The sequence below is a fragment of the Leisingera aquaemixtae genome (assembly GCF_001458395.1).
GTDB classification, from domain to species: Bacteria; Pseudomonadota; Alphaproteobacteria; order Rhodobacterales; family Rhodobacteraceae; genus Leisingera; species Leisingera aquaemixtae.
In genome coordinates this window covers 1-17796 of the sequence record NZ_CYSR01000036.1, presented here as the reverse complement: position 1 = coordinate 17796, position 17796 = coordinate 1, and the positions used below count along the sequence as shown (strand labels likewise).

Below are 17796 nucleotides of genomic sequence, written 5' to 3'. Positions count from 1 at the left end.
TCCTTTCTGGGTCTTTGCGGCGCAAGGCTGACTAAGACCGGAGATAATTCCCCGTAAAAACCTTAGGCGCAGCCCTACCATTTACTTGCCCCGATGCCCGTCGGGGGGGGCGGCTTGCGTGTTTACCAGTAGCTTGTTTCGAAAGTTGCGCAGGCCGCCTTTTCCACATGCCATGGCTTAAGCCGGGGGCTGTCTCACTTCCCCCAAGGGCCCGGATTGCGCTTTTTGCGCGGCAGTTTGGGGATGCGGCTGGCGGAGAGTTCATACTCGTTCTCCGGATGCGGCGGGGTGCCGTGGGTGCGGTTCCAGAACGCCGGGCCGCCGCGGCGCAGCCACAGGGGCAGGCACAGGATCAGCCCCACCGCAAAACCTCCGGCATGGGCCCAATAGGCGACGCCGCCCTGGTTGGGGTCAGAGCCGAGGCCGCCGAAAAACTGAATCGCCAGCCACACGCCCAGCATCACAAAGGCGGGGATGGTGAAGATGCGGAAATAGATGATCAGGATCAGCAGGATATCGACGCGCGCCCTTGGGAACATCAAGAGATAGCCGCCCATGACGCCGGCAATGGCGCCGGAGGCGCCAACCGTTGGAACCATGGACCCGGGTGCGGACATCACATGAATCAGCCCGGCGCCAAGCCCGCTGAGCAGGTAGAACAGCAGGAAGGGGAGATGGCCCATCTCCTCTTCCAGGTTGTCGCCAAAGATCCACAGGAACAGCATGTTGCCGCCCAGGTGCATCAGCCCGCCATGGATGAACAGGGAAGTGAAGAGGGTTTCAAACCCGTAGCCATGGATGATCTCGGCCGGGACAATTGCGTAGGCGTCATAGAAATAGGCCAGCGCGCGCGGCGAAGCATAGCTGGCGGTGTAGTAGATATAGGCCAAGACGTTTGCGGCAATCAGCGCATAGACGACATAGGGCCTGCGGCCGGACGGGTTGTGGTCGCGGATTGGAAACATGAGGGAACGCTGGGCCGGAAATGGCCCAGCGTCAAGTGCTTAGCGCCGATAGCTCAGGCGTTTCCGCCGAGCAACTGCGCGTTGCCGCCAGAGGCGGTGGTGTCGACGCAGACGTGGCGTTCTGCCAGGACGCGGGCGCGGTCGGGCTTGCCGGGGATCAGGGGGATGATCGGGCCGTCGCGCTTGGCGAGGCATTGCTCGATGTCGCGCCCCGTCGCCTCATCGCCCCACCACAGCACGCCGGAGATGCCCTCGATGGTCTGCAGCTGGTTCAGGCCCAGAAGGCCATGCGCCTCAATCGCGGTGCCGCCGAGGCTGATCACCTGCTTGGCCTGTTCCGCGGCGGCCTCCGGTCCCGGGCCCATGCACAGGAGCGGCGGGCGGGCCGAAACCGTCAGGCGGTTTGACTCACCGGTCGGGCCGGGCAGGGAGGTGGTGACGGGCTGCGCAGGAACGCCGCTGGCCCCCGGCAGCGCGGCGGTTTCAGTGTCCCACTCGGCGCTGACCTGCTGCCGGTCCGGCGCGCAGAAGCGGTTGAGGTAGAAGGGGCCGCCTGCCTTGGGGCCGGTGCCCGACAGGCCCTCGCCGCCGAAGGGCTGGCTGCCGACAATCGCGCCGATCTGGTTGCGGTTCACATAGATGTTGCCCGCATGCACCCGGTCGCAGACATGCTGCACCCGGTCGTCAATGCGGGTGTGCAGCCCGAAGGTGAGGCCGTAACCGGTTGCGTTGATGTCGGAAATCACCTGATCCAGCTGGTGCGACTTGAACCGGGCCACATGCAGCACGGGGCCAAAGATCTCCTCCTCCAGCGCGCTGATGCCGGGCACTTCGATCATCGTGGGCGCGACAAAGGTGCCGCCCTGCGGCGCCATCAGCTCCTTCATGACCCGGCCCTCGGCCCGGGCCTTGTCGATGTGGGCCAGGATCCCTGCGCGGGCGCCTTCGTCGATTACCGGGCCGCTGTCGGTGGATAGGTGCCAGGGATCGTCCAGGCGCAGACAGTCCATCGCACCCTTGAGCATTTTCAGCACGGTATCCGCAATGTCGTCCTGCAGATAAAGGCAGCGCAGCGCCGAGCAGCGCTGGCCGGCGGATTGGAAGGCGCTTTCGATCACCGCCTGCACCGCCTGTTCCGGCAGCGCGGTGGAATCGACGATCATTGCATTCAGGCCGCCGGTTTCCGCAATCAGCGGCGCGCCCGGCTGCAGGTTGTCGGCCATCGCCTTGCGGATGCGCAGGGCGGTGGCGGTGGAGCCGGTGAAGGCGACGCCGTTCACCCGCGGGTCGGAGGTGATGGCAGCCCCGACCACGCTGCCGCGGCCCGGCACCAGCTGCAGGGCGCTGCGCGGCACCCCGGCCTCGTGCATCAGCTGCACGGCGCGGTGGGCGATCAGCGGCGTCTGGTCGGCGGGCTTGGCCAGCACCGCGTTGCCCGCGGCCAGCGCGGCAGAGACCTGGCCGGTGAAGATCGCCAGCGGGAAGTTCCACGGCGAGATGCAGGAGAAGATGCCCGCGGGCGGCGCATCGGGAATGCGCGCCGCATAGTAGCGCAGGAAATCCACCGCCTCGCGCAGCTCGGCAACCGCATCGGGAATGGTCTTGCCGGCCTCGCGGGCGAGAATGGCGAACAGTTCGCCGTAGTTTTCCTCGTAGAGGTCAGCGGCCTTGTTCAGGATTGCCGCACGCTCCTCTGCCGGGGCGTCCCAGGGATCTGCCAGCGCCAGCGCCAGTTCGATATCTTCGGGGCTGCACTGGCTGACGGTGCCGGCGACGCTCAGGTCGGTGGGGCTGGTCACATCCTTGGCGGCCTCGGGCTGGGCATCGCCTGCCAGCAGCGGCGCGGCCTGCCACTGGTGGTTGCGCCAGGGCGCGCGGGCCTCATCGATCTTTGCCAGCGTCGGCGCATGGCCCAGGTCGAACCCCTTGGAGTTGGGGCGCTCCGGCGCATAGAGCTCCGGCCCGGTCGGGATCTTGCGGGTTACATCTGCGACGGCATCAAACGGGTCCGCGGCCACAACCTCCGGAGGCACGTTTTCGTCCACGATCTGGTTCACAAAGGAGGAGTTGGCGCCGTTTTCCAGCAGACGCCGCACCAGATAGGCCAGCAGATCGCGGTGCGCGCCGACGGGCGCGTAGATCCGGCAGTTGGTCTTGTTCTGCTCCAGGACCATCTGGTGAAGGGTTTCACCCATGCCGTGCAGGCGCTGGAACTCGTAAAGACCCTTATCCATGCCGTCGGCCATGTGCAGGATGGCGGCAACGGTGTGGGCGTTGTGGGTCGCGAACTGCGGATAGATCCGGTCCGTCAGCCCCAGCAGCTTGCGGGCGTTGGAGATGTAGGAGACATCGGTCAGCGGCTTGGAGGTATAGACCGGGAAGCCATCGACGCCCTCGACCTGGGCGCGCTTAATCTCGGTGTCCCAATAGGCGCCCTTCACCAGCCGCACCATGAAGCGGCGGTTGTATTTCTCCGCCATTTCATGCAGCGCGTCGATCGCCAGGCCGGCGCGGGGGCCGTAGGCCTGCACCACCACGCCAAAGCCGTCCCAGCCCGCCAGCGCCGGGTCGGAGACCACGGCGTCGATCACCTCCAGCGACAGCGACAGGCGGTCGGCTTCCTCGGCATCCACATTCAGGCCCATTTTGGCGGCCTTGGCCAGCAGCGCCAGCGCCTTCAGACGCGGCACCAGATGCTCCATCACGCTGGCGTCCTGCGCCAGCTCATAGCGCGGATGCAGCGCCGAGAGCTTCACCGAGATGCCGGGGTTCTTGCGGATGTCGTCGCTGTTGCAGGCGGCGGCAATGGCCGAAATCGCCTTGGAGTAGGACAGGTGATAGCGCGACGCGTCGGCCTCCGTCCGGGCGGCCTCGCCCAGCATGTCGTAGGAATAGGTGTAGCCCTTGGCCTCCATCCCGGCGGCGCGGTTCATCGCGCTTTCGATGGTTTCGCCCAGCACGAACTGGCGGCCCATCTCCTTCATCGCGCGGCTGACGGCGGTGCGGATCACCGGCTCGCCCAGGCGCTTGATGGCGCCGCGCAGGGCGCCGATGGGGCTGCGGTCCTCGTCCAGCACCTTACCCGTCAGCATCAAGGCCCAGGTCGACGCGTTGACCAGCGACGACGTGGATTTGCCCAGGTGCTTGCCCCAGTCCGACGGCGCGATCTTATCCTCGATCAGCGCGTCGATGGTGTCGGCATCCGGCACCCGCAGCAGCGCTTCGGCCAGGCACATCAGGGCGATGCCTTCCTCGGTCGACAGGCCGTATTCGGCCAGGAAGACCTCCATCAGCCCGGGCGCCGAATGGCCGCGGATGTCGCGCACCAGGGCGGCGGCGCTGGAACAGATCCGGGCGCGGTCGGCATCGGACAGGGCGGCTTGGGCAACCAGCCGGTCGCGCATGGCAGTCTGATCGGCATAGGTGCCGGCGTCGATCCGGTAGCGCAGCTTGGATTGGGTGGTCATGCAGGGGACTCCACAGATAACATGCAGGGCTTTTGCATAGAATACACGCTTTCTGGCGGGACAATCGCCTGAAAATGTGTAACATGCAGGTCAAGTGGCGGAAAGATGAGCAAGGAGACGGTTCAATTGGCCTTTCCTGATATCGACAGGTTTGACCGGGCGATTCTGAATGTGCTGGCGGAGGACGGCCGGATTTCCGTCGCTGACCTGGCCCGCCGGATCGGGTTGTCGAAAACCCCGACCCAAACCCGGCTCAAACGGCTGGAGACGGAGGGCATCATCACCGGCTACCGCGCCCTGGTGGACCCGATCCGGCTGGGGCTGGACCATGTGGCCTTTGTCGAGGTGAAGCTGGACGATACCCGGCAGGCGGCGCTGGCCAAGTTCAACGCCGCGGTGTCCAAGCTGCCCGAGGTGGAACAGGCCTATATGATGGCCTCGCATTTCGACTATCTGCTGAAGGTGCGCACCCGCTCGATGACCGATTACCGGGCGGTGCTGGGGGAGAAGATCTCCTCCCTGCCGCATGTCTCCTCGACCTCCACCTATGTGGCGATGGAGGCGGTGAAGGAAGACGGCGCACTGGGGCCGCTTTAGGGTGTTGCGGAAGCTGCGCGCGCACAGGTGACTTGATCGAAACTGCAAATGTGCCAGCATTGGGGGCATGTTCAGATTTGTTTCCCGACCCCCGCAGCGTCCAGCCAGTTGTGTTCTACCGGCTGCGGCCCTGCTGCTGGCAGCGCAGGCCGCCGCCGCCGGCTGCCCGTCCGCACCTGATCACAGCACGCCGCTCGAAGGGCTGCTGAGCGAGGTCCAGCAGGCCGGCAGCGAGGCGCAGGCGCGCGAGATCGCCAACCGCATGTGGGAGTTCTGGGCCGATGCCCCGGATGAGCGTGCGCAGGAGATCCTAAACCGCGGCATGACCCGGCGCTCGTCGTTCGATTTCCTCGGCGCGCTGGAGGATTTCGATCAGCTGATCGCCTATTGCCCCGGCTATGCCGAGGGCTACAACCAGCGCGCCTTTGTGCATTACCTGCGCCGCGATTTTGCCGCCGCGCTGCGGGATCTGGACCGGGCGCTGGAGCTGTCGCCGCGCCACGTCGCGGCGATGAGCGGGCGGGCGCTGTCGCTGTACGGCCTGTCGCGGCTGGAGGAGGCGCGGGTCGCGCTGGCAGAAGCGCTGGCGCTGAACCCCTGGCTGCCGGAGCGTTACCTGGCCGATCCCGGCGGGCCGCTGGCGCCGCCGGGGGCCGGGGATATGGAGCTGTAGCAGCGCGCGCACAACCGAGAAATTTCCCGGCAAACGCCGAAAACCGATTGTCCGTCAGAAATCAGGAGGCTAGACCTGCTGCTGTGGCGCCGCCCGGCGGTGCCGCCGGCGGACGTGGTGGAATGGTAGACACCGGAGACTTAAAATCTCCTGGCCTTATGGCCGTGCGGGTTCGAGTCCCGCCGTCCGCACCACCGGCTCCATTGCCGCATCAGCCCTGACAGAACCGTTCCGCTCCGGCGCCGCTTGGCTTGAAGTTCCCGTGCAAAGGGGACTTGGCGCGATCACGTAAAGATTGCATTGCTGTAACGATAATATTATGCAAGATGTCGCACAGAATGTGAAAGATCTTTGGCATATGGCGCTGATCCATCAGAAAATTTCCGCTTTGCTCGCGGATTTAAATTTGTCCAACCGGCAGGCCGCGCTGAAATGCGGTATTCCTTACGGCACATTTAACAGCGCGCTGAAGAATGAGCGCGAGATCGGCTGGAGCACGCTGGACGCGCTGTCGCGCGGGCTGGGGGTGTCGTTCCGCTACTTTTCCTCCGATACCGCCGGGCTGGAGCTGCTGCCGGAACGCCAGGCGGGCGGGCCCGGCAGCAAGGCGTTTGAGATTCTCAACGCGCAGATGCAGGCCGCCGCCCGCAGCCGCCAGTACAGCGGCTGCGATGTTTCGCTGCAGGATTTCCTGGACTGGTGGTTTTCCAACAGCGGCCGCCTGGAAGGGTTCGACCAGCTGCAGCACGCGGTGGACATGTTCGATCCGCCGGACCCGGAAGGGAACCGGATCCAGCCGATCCAGTCCGGGCGGCACAGCCTCGCCTCGGTCTGCTTTGAGGTGTCCAGCAGCGGCCAGCTGCGGGATACGCTGAACGGCTTCAGCGACAAGCTGAACGCCGATCTGGTGATGGCCCACAGCGAGGCGATCAACCGCGGCGAGCCGGTCATCACCCCCCCCTCGATTGATGTGAAACTGCGGACCGCCCGCCTCTTTACCCGCCAGTACCGGCGGGTCCTGGCGCCGGTTTACCTGCCGGACGGCAAGCTCCTGGTGGCCAATTTCTCACAGGATATCAAATTCGGCTAGGTCGCTTAGCAGCATGTGCTCCATTTCCAGCCGGGAAGAGCCGACAAACCATTCGGTGCTGCTGCGCACCTCCGGTTCCGGGGCGCGCCATTTCTGCGCGCGCGGGATCGCCCGGGTGAAGCCGTAAACCAGATCCAGCCGCGCCTGCATGTGGCGGTCGGGGATGAAGGCATAGATCCAATCCACATCCCATTTCTGGATCGCCAGAATCTGAAAAATCCGCATGAAGGGCGCCAGCCGCTCAGCGCGTTTGCCGCGGCGGCCCGGCAGGAAGTTCAATTCGCCGATATAAGCCAGCCGCCCGCTGACTTCGCGGGCCAGCGGCTCGGCCACGCTCTCGACACCGCCGCCTGCCGGGTTGGGAAACTGGTGGCGGGAGGTGCGCATCAGGAAATCTGCCAGAGTTTCCCGGCCCAGGTCCTGCAGCATTGCCGCCGCGCCGCCGATATAGGTGCCGTTCTCCTTCAAAAACAGCCAGAAAGCCGAATTCTCGGTGTGGTCGGTGCGCTCAATGGCAAAGCCGGGCATCTGGAACTGGCGGCCTGACAGGGCGGCGGTCTCGGGCACTTTCTCGAAATCCGTGAACATTTCGACCTGCAGGCCGGCCTGCGAAAGCGTATGCAAGTATCCCGAAAGCGTTTTTCCCATATCGAGCGAATTCATTAAAGTCCCCTGTCGTAAAGTCTTCCACTCGAATAGCCCGAAAAACTTTCTAGCGCCGCTAAAGAGTTCAAGTTGCATAAAATCTTAAATAAAATTTCGGAAAATGATCTGCTTTACCTTGGGGAAGGTAATGCAGCTATGAGGTGCAACAATATTGGCGGCAGGCCGAGGCAAAAATGCGGCTGGCAGGCACCTGCTTTTTGCGGACCATCCCGCTCGCGGCGCGGCTGTGGGAGGGCAGGGGGCGCGCTACTGTTGCCTCCCGCCGGCACGGCGGCGGCGCCGTGCCTGACTGTCATGTGCCGTGAAGGACGTCAGCGGCGTTAGGACGCGCCCTCAACCGGAAGGCCGTCGTCTTTCCAGGCCTGCAGGCCGCCCTCGATGATGGCAGCGTCATACCCCATCTGGCACAGCGTGTGCGCGGCCAGTGCGGCCCGGGCGCCGGAGGCGCAGAGCACGTAGATACCCGCATCATCGCGCCGGCTGGTCAGCGCGGCCTCGGCGGCGCCGCTGTCCGGATCGGCCTTTGATTCCAGCACGCCGCGGGGAATATGCAGGCTGCCGGAGACGCAGCCGTCCTGCTGCAGTTCGCCGGGCTCGCGCACGTCTAGGATGACGTGGCCGGCTGCGGCCGCGTCATGGGCATCTTGGGGGCTGGCCGTCTTGGTCTGCGCCCGGGCGGTTTCGACCATCTCTTCCATGGTTTGTGCCATTGTCCGCACCTCAGAATTTGTTGACAGGGATTTTCAGGTAATGATTGCCGTCGCTTTCCGCCGCGCCCAGGCGGCCGCCGCGCAGGTTCACCTGCAGGGCGGCCAGCATCCGGTCCGGCAGGGAGAGGGTTTTGTCGCGCTCGGTGCGCTGCTTGATCCAGTCTTCCTTGCGGGTCCCGGCCTTCACATGCGGGTTGCGCGCCAGATGCTCTGCCACCGTGGCCTCCCACGCGGGGGCGTCCCGGTCATCGGTGCCGTAATCGTGGCCGACGAACAGGCGGGTGTTTTCCGGCAGGGAGAGGATCTGCTGAATGGACTGCCAAAGCTCCCCGGCGGAACCGCCGGGGAAGTCCGCACGCGCGGTCCCCGCGTCGGCGTGCATCAGAGTGTCATGGACAAACGCCGCATCGCCGCAGACATAACTGACTGAGCCCAGCGTGTGACCGGGCGACAGCATTACCCGGATCTGAAGGTCGCCCAGCTCGATTGTGTCGCCATCCGCCAGCAGCCGGTCAAAGTCGCGGCTGGGATCAAATGCCTCCGGCATGTGGTAGTAGCCGCGCCAAAGCTCAGCAATCTCGCGCACCTTTTCGCCAATCGCCGTGGGTGCGCCTGTGCGCTCTTTCAGCCGGGCGGAGGCCATAAAGTGGTCGGCGTGCGGGTGGGTGTCCAGGATCCAGGCGGGCGTCAGGCCTTCCTGTTCGACCACCCGCATCACGTGGTCGATGCTGTCCTGTGCGGTGCCCGCGTTTTTCGGGTCGAAATCCCAGACCACGTCGATCAGCGCCGCCTTGCGTGTCGAGGGATCGGCGCAAATATACTGGACCGATCCGCTTTCCGGTTCATACAGGCCCCAAACCTCGGGGCTGTTGCTGCTGCCCGCGGGCGAATGCCGGACAATGCGGTCGCCTTGCGTGTAGTCCGTTGCCATTGTTTCCCCTCCTTTGCGCATATGTCGTGCTGATGGCCGCAGGGGCCGGGCCGCCTGCGGCATTGGAGGCATAACGCTTGGCAGGAAAACCGGTTCCCGCGCGGGCCTGCGCTGCGGCGGAGACGGCGCGCAAGATGCGCCGCCAGGCAGACAATAAAACGGCCCGGGAACCATCAGATCCCGGGCCGTCCTCATTTCTGCAGCAATACCGGCTCAGCCGCGGCCGCGGTAGGGCGGCACGCCCTGGTCCGGGATCCAGACGCCTTCGGGCATTGGGCCGGTCTGCCAGAACACGTCGATCGGGATGCCGCCGCGCGGATACCAGTAGCCGCCGATGCGCAGCCATTGCGGCTCCAGGAAATCCGCCAGGCGGCGGGCGATGGAGACGGTGCAATCCTCGTGGAAGGCGCCGTGGTTGCGGAAGGAGGTGAGGAACAGCTTCAGCGATTTGCTTTCCACCAGCCAGTCGCCCGGCACATAGTCGATCACCAGATGGGCAAAGTCCGGCTGCCCGGTCATCGGGCAGAGCGAGGTGAACTCAGGCGCGGTGAAGCGCACGTTGTAGGCCACATCGGCCTGCGGGTTCTGCACCCGCTCCAGTTCTGCCTCTTCCGGGCTTTGCGGCACGATGGTGTCGCCGCCCAGCTGCTTCAGGTTGCTGTAGATGCTGTCAGACATATCAGGTTCCTTGTCGTCAGACGCCGCGCTTGTTGCCCCAGACCAGCACATGCAGCTGGGGCAGGACGCGGGGGGTGAACCAGCCGTCGCCGGTCACTTTTTCAATCAGCCACAGCAGGCGGTCCGTGGCCTGGTTCAGATCGACGGGCTGTTCCGGGTCGACCTCCGGGTTGCCGGGCTGCAGGTACAGCGGCAGCTCCGGGTGACGCTCTGCCACGGCCTTGGCCCAGGCGTAATCCTTGTCGTCAAAGATCACGATCTTCATCACTGCCTGACCGCAGCCCTCTGCCGCTTCAAGGCAACGGTCAAAGGCCTTCCAATCCACCGTTTCGCCGCTGGAGGGCGGCTTGGGGCTCAGCACCAGCATGTCGAGATCGGCAAACCAGGGCTTGCTGACCGAGCCTTGGGTCTCGCAGGCAAAACGGTAGCTTTCCGCCTTGCCGTAAGCGATCACCGGGGCGAAGTCCTGGATCGCCGGGTTGCCGCCGGAGATCGAGACGGTCAGCGGCTTGCCGCCGGACAGGCGGCGCACCTCTGCCATGACGTCCTCGGGAGACATCACCGCCCAGTCATGCCGGTAGGCGCTGTCGACCGCGTGCATCGAGTCGCACCAGGAGCAGCGGTAATCGCAGCCGCCGGCGCGCACAAAGACTGTGGGTTCCCCGATCAGGGCGCCCTCGCCCTGGATCGTGGGGCCGAAGATTTCCGCGATGCGCAATGTTGTCATGGCCGGTATTCCGCCCAGGTCTTGGGCGTCTCCGAAACCTTCACCGCAGCAACCTCCGGCCAGCGTGCATTGCACCAGTCATAGAAATGCTTCGCCATGTTTTCCGCCGTCGAATACCCGTCCAGCACGTCGTTCAGATGCCGGTGGTCGAAGGTTCCGTCGATGTAGTCCTTCAGCGGTTTCAGCTCGTGATAGTCGCGCACAAAGCCGTCGCTGTTCAGCTCCTTCGCCGCCAGCTCCACCACCACGACATAGTTGTGGCCGTGCAGCCGGGCGCATTGATGGTCCGGCGGCAGGTGGGTCAGCTGGTGCGAGGCGGAGAAGTGGAATTCCTTGGTGATCCGGAACATCAGGCGCCGTCCTTGGCAGCAATCGCCGCCTTCCAAAAATCCGGGTCGGCATAGTCCGTCGGATCCTCGATGCCCGCCAGATGGAAGGCCTCGCGCCGTTCAACGCAGGTGCCGCAACGCCCGCAGTGCTTCTCACCGCCCTTGTAGCAGGACCAGGTCTCTGCAAAGGGGGTGTTGTGCGCAGCACCTGCGGTGACGATGTCGCCCTTGGTGCGGTGCACGAAGGGGGTGTACAGCCGCACGTCGGCGTATCCATCCAGCGCCGCGCGCTGCATGGCGTCAAACGCCTCGGTAAACGCCGGGCGGCAGTCCGGATAGATGAAATGATCCCCGCCATGCACCGCCGTCGCCACAGCGTCGTCGCCGTTGGCGGCAGCAATGCCATAGGCGATGGTCAGCATGATCGCGTTCCGGTTCGGCACCACGGTGACCTTCATGGTCTCTTCTTCGTAGTGGCCGTCCGGCACGTCGATGTCATCGGTCAGGGCCGAGCCGGAGAGCGCCGCCCCGATGCCGCGCATGTCGATGATGTCATGCGGCACACCCAGCCGTTTGGCGGCGGCGGCGGCATAGTCGAGTTCCTTCCTGTGGCGCTGGCCGTAATCGAAGGAGACAAGACGGGTCAGCTGATGCTCCTCAGCGACCATATGGGCAAGCGAAACGGAATCCAGCCCGCCCGAGCAGATAACGATAGTCTTCATGTTTGAACCCTTGTTTTGGTGACCGGGTAGGCTGCGACCGGTGGCGCGCGTTTAACAGCATGCGGCAAATGGCGCAAGCGGCGGGCGTATTGCGAACATTCGGCAGGACTTGTTGGAGATTTTTGAAAGTGGCTGGTGGCCGGTGAGGGCAGGGCCCGCCCATGGGGGGGCGGACGGGTGCTGTCCGGCGTGCCGCCGGGCGGTATTTTCTATACCGGCGGCAATTCCCCCTCCAGCCACTCCAGAAACGCCCGCGACGCCGGAGTGCTGGCATGGCTCGGCGGCGGCATCAGGAAATAGCTCTCCAGCTGCTCCGCCGAATGATCGCTGGCCCGGACCAGCTGGCCGCTCTCCAGCAGTCCGCCCGCCAGGGTGTCATGGGACATGGATATCCCGGCCCCGTTCACCGCCGCGGTCATGGCGATCACGTAAGTAGAGGCCAGGCTGATCTCGTGATTGCGGTCAAACGGCCGGTTCTGCGACTTGAACCACGCCCCCCAGGAGCCTGTGACGCCTGCACAATCCAGCAGCGTGGCAGTGCTGAAATCAACCGCGCCGCCCTGATAGCCCGGTGCGCAGACCGGATAGAAGCGGTCCCGCGTCAGCCGGACCGCAGCTGCCGACATATCGTTCGGGCGGCCAAAGCGGATCTCGGTCCCGGCAGAGCTGGCATGGCGTTCCGGGTCCCAGATCGGTGTCACGATATTCAGCACCAGCCAAGGGAACCGCGCATAGAGCCGCGGCAAGCGCGGCGACAGCCAGAACACCGAAAAGGCCATATTGCACTGCAAGACCAGATGGCGCCCCTGATCGCCGCCGGTAAAGGCCTGGGTTCCGGCCGCGATCAGGTCAAAGGCCTCGCGCACAATCGGCATGTAATTCGCCCCGGCCTCCGACAGCTCCAGCGCGCGGGTTTTGCGGATGAACAGCTCCCGGCCCAGGAAGTTCTCCAGGCTGCGCACATGCTGGCTGATTGCCGATTGCGTCAGGTTCAGCTCCGCCGCGGCGCGGGTGAACGACAAGTGCCGGGCACTGGCCTCGAAGGCGCGCAGCCAGGTCAGCGGGGGCAGGGAGGAGGGCGGCGATCCGGGGGGCGGCATGGATGTATGACCTGTGCATTAGTTTCCTTAATGCATAGCGGTTGAATCCATTGTTTGTCAGCTGACAATCCGGCTGGCACCAATAACGCAACCGCACTTCCGGAGGCGCAGGAATGAACACGCAAGCGGCGCTGAGCCCGAACCTCACCCATTGGCAGGAGCGCGTCGACATGGCCGCGGCCTTCCGCTGGACCGAACGGCTGCACATGCATGAGGGCGTCGCCAACCACTTCAGCCTGGCGGTGAACGAGGACGGAACCCAATTCCTGATGAACCCGAACCAGGCGCATTTCCGGCGCATCAAGGCATCCAGCCTCCTGCTGCTGGATGCGGACGACCCCAAGACGATGGAGCGCCCCGGCGCGCCGGACCCGACCGCCTGGGGCCTGCACGGCTCCATCCACCGCCTGTGCCCGCATGCGCGCTGCGTCATGCATGTGCATTCCATCCACGCCACCGTGCTCGCCTGTCTTGCCGACAGCACCCTGCCGCCGATCGACCAGAACACCGCCACTTTCTATGGCCGCTATGTGGTCGACAATGATTTCGGCGGCCTGGCGTTTGAAGACGAGGGCGCGCGCTGCGCCGGGATGCTGACGGACCCCAAGGTCAAGGTGATGATCATGGGCAACCACGGCGTGCTGGTCATTGGCGATAGCGTCGCGGACACCTTCAACCGGCTCTATTACTTCGAGCGCGCCGCCGAGACCTATATCCGCGCCCTGCAAACCGGCCGGGAACTGCGGGTGCTGAGCGACGAGATCGCCGAGAAGACCGCGCAGGAGCTGGAGGATTACCCCGATCAGGCGGAACGCCACCTGGCGGAGCTGAAGGCGATCCTCGACGACGAGGGCTCCAACTACGCAACCTGAAACCTGGGACAGGAGGCAACCCGATGCACGGCACGCTCCCCGACCGCGAGGCGGACCGCTGGCACTATCACCCCAAGGGGCAGGTGCCGCTCAACCCGCTGTTCAGCTGGCCGCCGCGCCCGGCGGCGGTCCTCAGATGGTACCGCGGCGCCTGGATGGAGATCACGTCGCTGACGGTCTGCCTCCTGCTGGCGCTCGCCCTTTACGCCTGGCTGCTGCCGCCGCTGGCAGAGATGGCCGCCTTCCGCCCCGGCTGGATGCTGCAGGTCTGGCTTGCCAACCTGCTGCCGCAGGCCGCGGTGGCCGGGGGGCTGCACTGGTGGCTCTACATCCGCAAGGGCCAGGGTATGCAGAAAAAGTTCGACACACGCGACCTGTCGCGGGGCAACGGCACATTTACCTTCAAGAACCAGGTGCTGGACAACATGTGGTGGACCCTTGGCAGCGCCATCACCGTGGCCACCGTCTATCAATGGGGCATCTACTGGCTGATGGCCAATGGCTGGGTGCCCACCGTGACATTCGCCGAAGCCCCCGTGTGGTGCGTGGTCTGGATGCTGTTGATCCCGATGTGGTCCGGCCTGCATTTCTACTGGGTGCACCGGCTGGAGCATCACCCGCGGCTCTATAAACACGTGCATGCAGTCCACCACCGCAACGTCAACATCGGGCCGTGGTCAGGGATCTCCAACCACTGGTATGAAAACCTGCTCTACTTCACCACCTATTTCATCCACCTGATCGTGCCCTCGCACCCGCTGCACCTGGTGTTCCATGCGATGTTCCAGCAGGTCAGCCCGGTGCTGTCGCATTCCGGTTTCGAACGGGTGATCGCCGGGGACACAGAGGCGGCCAAGGCCGGCGATTTCTTCCACCAGCTGCACCACCGTTATTTCGAGTGCAACTACGGCACCTCGGAGATCCCCTTCGACAAATGGTTCGGCACCTACCACGACGGCTCCGCCGCGGCGACGGACCGGACGCGGGCCTTTAAGAAGCAGATGTACACGCGCTAGAATTGCATCAATGCCGAACTGATCAGGATCAAGGCGTATATATTCGCGAATCCCTATGCCTGTGCACAGAACAGTCAGAGGCAAAGGAGAAAGCCCATGTTGCGTCTTGCATCCATCCTGTATTCGCTGATCGGCAGCAGCCTGGCAGGTGCCGGGGTGATCGCTGTGCTTGCAGCAGGGCTGGTCACGACACAAGCGATCCTTGCCGCCGCTGCTGCCGGCGCCGTTCTGGGGATGCCGGTCGCCTGGCTGGTCGCAAGACAGCTCTATGCCCGCGGCGCCTAGGCGTTGAGGAACACCCGCGCGGCGGCCTCGAACTCCCGCGGCTTCTCGGCGTGCAGCCAATGGCCCGCGCCGGGCAGCTTGGCAAACCGGGCATTCGGGAACCGCGCGCGGATTTCGCCGCGGTGCTGCGGCAGCACGTAATCCGAGTCCGACCCTGACAGGAACAGCGCAGGGCCGTCCCAGGCGGCTTCCGTCTGCGGAAAGGACATGATGTTCGGCATCTGCTCTGCCAGCGTGTCCAGGTTCAGCTTCCAGCGCTTGTTCGGCAGGTCCAGCGACTGGGTGAAAAAGCTCTGCAGCGCAGCGTCCACCCCGGCCTCAGCCAGCCGGGCGGCGGCCTCGGGGCGGCGCTCGATGCTCTCCAGGTCCAATGACTTCATCGCGTGGATATACTGGATCTGAGTATGGCCATAGGCCACCGGCGCGATGTCGGCGACCACCAGTTTGCGCACCGCCTCGGGGTGATTGAGCGCCAGCATCATCGCCGCCTTGCCGCCCATCGAATGGCCGATCACATCCATCCGGCCGCCATGGGCCGTGATCACCTCCGCCAGATCCTCCGCCAGCTCCGGATAGGTGTGGCTGTCCCTGCGGGGGCTGTCGCCGTGGTTGCGCATGTCCACCGCAACCACCTGCCGCTCATCCGACAGGCGCTTGGCGATGACGCCCCAGTTGCGGGCCGAGCCATAAAGGCCATGGGCAATCAGGAGCGGGGGGGTTCCGGTGGCAGAGCCATGAATGATCGTGTTCAGCATGGCGCCTTGATAACCGGGCAGGCAAAGGCTTGCCAGCCCCATTGAGGCGGGCGCGGGCGCGGGCTAGGGTGGCCCAACACATCAGCCGAGGGAGAGTGCCGCAATGGCCGCCAGCCTGGATCAGGATATCGAAGACATCCGCACGCTCCTGAAGGAGCGCGAGCACGCTTCCGGCGACCTCGCCGCCGCGCTGAAACTTGTCCGCCGCCGCCTGCCGCGGCGGGTTTACAAGCAGGGCATGAAACTGGCCGGTGCGCTGCCGCTGCTGGAACACCCCAAGCTGCGGCAGACGGTGGACGAAAAACCGCTGCGCGGCGCCGCCCGCGAGGTTAAGGCGCACTTGAAGGAAATCGACATTGCCGACCGGCGCAAGGGGTTCTGGCTGGGGGTCTTGGGCAGCATGGCGTTTTCGCTGCTGGTGGTTCTTATCCTGCTGGTGGTGGTCCTGCGCTGGCGCGGGCTGGTCTGATTTCCCGCTTTACGCGGCCTGCGATGTGAAAGCCTCTCCTGACCGGCCGCCCTTAAGCTTGCCGCTGCCGCGCGGCAGCTGGCGGCGGGCGGTCCGCCGCGGCAGCCGGAGACAGCGCATCGCGGAACACCAGCGTTACCGTGACAAAGCTGACGTACAGCAGAAGATACCACGACCCCATTTTTGCCAGGCTCACCCACTCGCCACTGGCCTGACCGTTGTAGAGCCAGGTTTTCGTGCCGGTGCCGACATTCTCCGCCAGCCACAGGAAAAAGCTCGACAGAAACGCCGCCAGCGGCAGCGGCATCCAGTAAAACTGCTCGCCGATGCGGAACCAGATGCGGGTGCGGGCAAACAGCAGCACGGTAGCGGCAAACAGGCCCAGCCGGATGTCTGGCAGATAGTGGTGGGCATAGAAGTTGCCATAGATTGCAGCGGCCAGCAGCACCGTGGTCCAGAACGGCGGGTAGGGGGCGAAATGCATGTCGAACAACCGGATCACCCGCGCCATGTAAGAGCCGACGGCGGCATACATGAAACCGGAAAACAGCGGCACATCGTACAGCTTGATAACTCCTGCCCCGGGATAGGTCCAGCTGCCCGCCTGCACCTTGAAGATTTCCATCGCGGTTCCGGTCAGGTGGAACAGCAGGATCACCCGCACCTCGCGCCAGCTCTCCATGCCGGCGGCCAGCAGCAGCCCCTGCAGCGCCAGCGCATAGATGAGCAGCGCGTCATAGCGGGCCAGCGGCCATTCCGGCTGCCAGATCCAGCCCGTGAAAATCAGCCCGGCCAGCAGCAGGATTCCGAAGATGGCGGCCCACCCCTGTTTCAGGGTAAACATGATGAACTCGGTGGCGGCCAGCGGCAGGCGTGCCCGCATCCCGTCGCCCAACCGGCGCTCCAGGCGCCGGGTCCGGTTCGCCGGCTGTGAGTCTTGGAAAGGGATCATAAGATGGCTGCTCTACAATTTCTTGGTTCAAAACATTAGCTAACCCTCGGGCCTGCCGGAAAACCTTTCCCTGATCTTTCTGAAAACGCAATCAGGAAGCGGTCGGCATGTGCGCGTGTTTGACCCGCGGTGTCCAGAGCCCGGGCGGGGTTTTGCGCTCCGTTGAACCGCACCAAGCGCTCCCGCCCCTTTCCGGCCTGCCTGCGGCCGTCCCGAAAGCGTTGGGCAGGGCGCCGTGCGGGCCGCACGGCGCGGGCAGCGCCCCTCTTAGGGGCGCTGCCGGGCCCAAGGCCCGTGCCGGGGCATCAGCGATGCACCGGCGGGGCGCGGGAGGGCTGCCTTTGCGGCAAGGAAAAACCGCCGCGGCTGAGGGGCCGCGGCGGTTCGTTTCTGTCAGTCCCGAAAGGGCTTACAGGTTCGGGTAGAGCGGGAAGCGGGCGCAGAGGTCCGCGACCTTGGCGCGCACCGACGCTTCCACATCCGCGTTGCCCTCTTCACCGCTGGCCGCCAGCCCGTCGATCACCTCGATGATCAGGTCGGCGATCTGGCGGAACTCCGCTTCGCCGAAGCCGCGGGTGGTGCCGGCAGGCGTGCCCAGGCGCAGGCCCGAGGTCACGGTGGGCTTTTCCGGGTCGAACGGGATGCCGTTCTTGTTGGTGGTGATATGGGCGCGCCCCAGTGCCTTGTCGGCGATGTTGCCGGTCACGCCCTTGGGCCGCAGGTCGACCAGCATGACGTGGGTGTCGGTGCCGCCGGTCACGATGTCCAGGCCGCCCTTGATCAGCTGGTCCG

Annotated in this window: 19 protein-coding genes, 1 tRNA gene and 1 pseudogene; 8 read left to right on the top strand and 13 right to left on the bottom strand. The window is 64.9% G+C overall.

The annotated features are described in order from the left end of the window. Positions 1-194: 194 nt before the first annotated feature. A complete protein-coding gene (locus PHA8399_RS19665) occupies positions 195-965 on the bottom strand; it encodes a rhomboid family intramembrane serine protease (protein ID WP_058287803.1) in 771 nt (256 codons plus the stop codon). 53 nt (positions 966-1018) lie between these two features. Further along, entirely contained in the window at positions 1019-4432 is a 3414-nt protein-coding gene (gene putA / locus PHA8399_RS19660; protein ID WP_058287802.1) for a bifunctional proline dehydrogenase/L-glutamate gamma-semialdehyde dehydrogenase PutA, read from the bottom strand. A gap of 105 nt (positions 4433-4537) precedes the next feature. On the opposite strand from putA, the gene PHA8399_RS19655 reads away from it, so the two are divergent. The 4 genes from PHA8399_RS19655 (at position 4538) to PHA8399_RS19640 (ending at position 6792) form a co-directional block, all read left to right on the top strand. Then, on the top strand, positions 4538-5029 hold the full coding sequence (locus PHA8399_RS19655) for an Lrp/AsnC family transcriptional regulator (protein ID WP_058287801.1): 492 nt from the start codon (positions 4538-4540) through the stop codon (positions 5027-5029). A gap of 67 nt (positions 5030-5096) precedes the next feature. Further along, entirely contained in the window at positions 5097-5702 is a 606-nt protein-coding gene (locus PHA8399_RS19650) for a tetratricopeptide repeat protein (protein ID WP_244270268.1), read from the top strand. A 108-nt stretch (positions 5703-5810) separates the two neighbouring features. Continuing rightward, a tRNA-Leu gene (locus PHA8399_RS19645) sits at positions 5811-5896 on the top strand. A gap of 212 nt (positions 5897-6108) precedes the next feature. Beyond that, positions 6109-6792 (top strand): helix-turn-helix domain-containing protein, encoded by a 684-nt coding sequence (locus PHA8399_RS19640; RefSeq protein WP_244270267.1) that lies wholly within the window; start codon positions 6109-6111, stop codon positions 6790-6792. Here the strand turns inward: PHA8399_RS19640 and PHA8399_RS19635 are convergent. From PHA8399_RS19635 to PHA8399_RS19600, 8 genes are all read right to left on the bottom strand, one after another. Further along, positions 6769-7455, bottom strand: coding sequence for a hypothetical protein (locus PHA8399_RS19635; RefSeq protein WP_058287799.1), 687 nt, complete (start codon positions 7453-7455; stop codon positions 6769-6771). The two genes, PHA8399_RS19640 and PHA8399_RS19635, sit on opposite strands and share 24 nt — an antisense overlap. A gap of 323 nt (positions 7456-7778) precedes the next feature. Beyond that, positions 7779-8168 carry a rhodanese-like domain-containing protein gene (locus PHA8399_RS19630; RefSeq protein WP_058287798.1) on the bottom strand — a complete coding sequence of 130 codons (390 nt, stop codon included), beginning with the start codon at positions 8166-8168 and terminating at the stop codon, positions 7779-7781. A 10-nt stretch (positions 8169-8178) separates the two neighbouring features. Continuing rightward, positions 8179-9099: an MBL fold metallo-hydrolase gene (locus PHA8399_RS19625; protein WP_058287797.1), complete on the bottom strand. Its 921-nt coding sequence runs from the start codon at positions 9097-9099 to the stop codon at positions 8179-8181. A gap of 213 nt (positions 9100-9312) precedes the next feature. Further along, positions 9313-9777 carry a preQ(1) synthase gene (gene queF, locus PHA8399_RS19620; protein ID WP_058287796.1) on the bottom strand — a complete coding sequence of 155 codons (465 nt, stop codon included), beginning with the start codon at positions 9775-9777 and terminating at the stop codon, positions 9313-9315. A gap of 16 nt (positions 9778-9793) precedes the next feature. Continuing rightward, on the bottom strand, positions 9794-10504 hold the full coding sequence (queE, locus tag PHA8399_RS19615; protein WP_058287795.1) for a 7-carboxy-7-deazaguanine synthase QueE: 711 nt from the start codon (positions 10502-10504) through the stop codon (positions 9794-9796). Continuing rightward, on the bottom strand, positions 10501-10854 hold the full coding sequence (gene queD, locus PHA8399_RS19610; RefSeq protein ID WP_058287794.1) for a 6-carboxytetrahydropterin synthase QueD: 354 nt from the start codon (positions 10852-10854) through the stop codon (positions 10501-10503). The genes queE and queD overlap by 4 nt, the downstream gene beginning before the upstream one ends. After that, positions 10854-11555, bottom strand: coding sequence for a 7-cyano-7-deazaguanine synthase QueC (gene queC, locus PHA8399_RS19605; RefSeq protein ID WP_058287793.1), 702 nt, complete (start codon positions 11553-11555; stop codon positions 10854-10856). The genes queD and queC overlap by 1 nt, the downstream gene beginning before the upstream one ends. Positions 11556-11764: 209 nt before the next feature. Next, positions 11765-12655 (bottom strand): LysR family transcriptional regulator, encoded by an 891-nt coding sequence (locus PHA8399_RS19600; protein ID WP_058287792.1) that lies wholly within the window; start codon positions 12653-12655, stop codon positions 11765-11767. Between the two features lie 113 nt (positions 12656-12768). Between PHA8399_RS19600 and PHA8399_RS19595 the strand changes: the two genes are divergently transcribed. The 3 genes from PHA8399_RS19595 (at position 12769) to PHA8399_RS19585 (ending at position 14828) form a co-directional block, all read left to right on the top strand. Beyond that, positions 12769-13527: a class II aldolase and adducin N-terminal domain-containing protein gene (locus PHA8399_RS19595; RefSeq protein ID WP_058287791.1), complete on the top strand. Its 759-nt coding sequence runs from the start codon at positions 12769-12771 to the stop codon at positions 13525-13527. Positions 13528-13550: 23 nt separating this feature from the next. Next, positions 13551-14543: a sterol desaturase family protein gene (locus tag PHA8399_RS19590; protein WP_058287790.1), complete on the top strand. Its 993-nt coding sequence runs from the start codon at positions 13551-13553 to the stop codon at positions 14541-14543. A 96-nt stretch (positions 14544-14639) separates the two neighbouring features. Then, positions 14640-14828: a hypothetical protein gene (locus tag PHA8399_RS19585; RefSeq protein WP_008556487.1), complete on the top strand. Its 189-nt coding sequence runs from the start codon at positions 14640-14642 to the stop codon at positions 14826-14828. Here the strand turns inward: PHA8399_RS19585 and PHA8399_RS19580 are convergent. Beyond that, positions 14825-15625, bottom strand: a complete 801-nt coding sequence (locus tag PHA8399_RS19580; RefSeq protein WP_058287789.1) for an alpha/beta fold hydrolase — start codon at positions 15623-15625, stop codon at positions 14825-14827. The genes PHA8399_RS19585 and PHA8399_RS19580 overlap by 4 nt on opposite strands. A gap of 61 nt (positions 15626-15686) precedes the next feature. Here PHA8399_RS19580 and PHA8399_RS19575 point away from each other — a divergent pair, with 61 nt between their 5' ends. Further along, a complete protein-coding gene (locus tag PHA8399_RS19575; protein WP_058287788.1) occupies positions 15687-16052 on the top strand; it encodes a hypothetical protein in 366 nt (121 codons plus the stop codon). A 52-nt stretch (positions 16053-16104) separates the two neighbouring features. On the opposite strand, the gene PHA8399_RS19570 is transcribed toward PHA8399_RS19575, so the two are convergent. Further along, positions 16105-16935 carry a DUF817 domain-containing protein gene (locus PHA8399_RS19570; RefSeq protein WP_244270266.1) on the bottom strand — a complete coding sequence of 277 codons (831 nt, stop codon included), beginning with the start codon at positions 16933-16935 and terminating at the stop codon, positions 16105-16107. A 478-nt stretch (positions 16936-17413) separates the two neighbouring features. Further along, a pseudogene (gene glyA, locus PHA8399_RS19565) lies at positions 17414-17796 on the bottom strand (serine hydroxymethyltransferase); the annotation flags it as partial.

Bases quoted from the DNA above. Each gene is read 5' to 3' on its own strand.
- PHA8399_RS19630 (WP_058287798.1), bottom strand. From the start codon at position 8,168: ATGGCACAAACCATGGAAGAGATGGTCGAAACCGCCCGGGCGCAGACC.
- PHA8399_RS19595 (WP_058287791.1), top strand. From the start codon at position 12,769: ATGAACACGCAAGCGGCGCTGAGCCCGAACCTCACCCATTGGCAGGAG.
- PHA8399_RS19590 (WP_058287790.1), top strand. From the start codon at position 13,551: ATGCACGGCACGCTCCCCGACCGCGAGGCGGACCGCTGGCACTATCAC.
- PHA8399_RS19580 (WP_058287789.1), bottom strand. From the start codon at position 15,625: ATGGGGCTGGCAAGCCTTTGCCTGCCCGGTTATCAAGGCGCCATGCTG.
- PHA8399_RS19625 (WP_058287797.1), bottom strand. From the start codon at position 9,099: ATGGCAACGGACTACACGCAAGGCGACCGCATTGTCCGGCATTCGCCC.
- PHA8399_RS19650 (WP_244270268.1), top strand. From the start codon at position 5,097: ATGTTCAGATTTGTTTCCCGACCCCCGCAGCGTCCAGCCAGTTGTGTT.
- PHA8399_RS19655 (WP_058287801.1), top strand. From the start codon at position 4,538: ATGAGCAAGGAGACGGTTCAATTGGCCTTTCCTGATATCGACAGGTTT.
- PHA8399_RS19600 (WP_058287792.1), bottom strand. From the start codon at position 12,655: ATGCCGCCCCCCGGATCGCCGCCCTCCTCCCTGCCCCCGCTGACCTGG.
- queF (WP_058287796.1), bottom strand. From the start codon at position 9,777: ATGTCTGACAGCATCTACAGCAACCTGAAGCAGCTGGGCGGCGACACC.
- queC (WP_058287793.1), bottom strand. From the start codon at position 11,555: ATGAAGACTATCGTTATCTGCTCGGGCGGGCTGGATTCCGTTTCGCTT.
- PHA8399_RS19575 (WP_058287788.1), top strand. From the start codon at position 15,687: ATGGCCGCCAGCCTGGATCAGGATATCGAAGACATCCGCACGCTCCTG.
- PHA8399_RS19665 (WP_058287803.1), bottom strand. From the start codon at position 965: ATGTTTCCAATCCGCGACCACAACCCGTCCGGCCGCAGGCCCTATGTC.
- queD (WP_058287794.1), bottom strand. From the start codon at position 10,854: ATGTTCCGGATCACCAAGGAATTCCACTTCTCCGCCTCGCACCAGCTG.
- queE (WP_058287795.1), bottom strand. From the start codon at position 10,504: ATGACAACATTGCGCATCGCGGAAATCTTCGGCCCCACGATCCAGGGC.
- putA (WP_058287802.1), bottom strand. From the start codon at position 4,432: ATGACCACCCAATCCAAGCTGCGCTACCGGATCGACGCCGGCACCTAT.
- PHA8399_RS19585 (WP_008556487.1), top strand. From the start codon at position 14,640: ATGTTGCGTCTTGCATCCATCCTGTATTCGCTGATCGGCAGCAGCCTG.
- PHA8399_RS19635 (WP_058287799.1), bottom strand. From the start codon at position 7,455: ATGAATTCGCTCGATATGGGAAAAACGCTTTCGGGATACTTGCATACG.
- PHA8399_RS19570 (WP_244270266.1), bottom strand. From the start codon at position 16,935: ATGCGGGCACGCCTGCCGCTGGCCGCCACCGAGTTCATCATGTTTACC.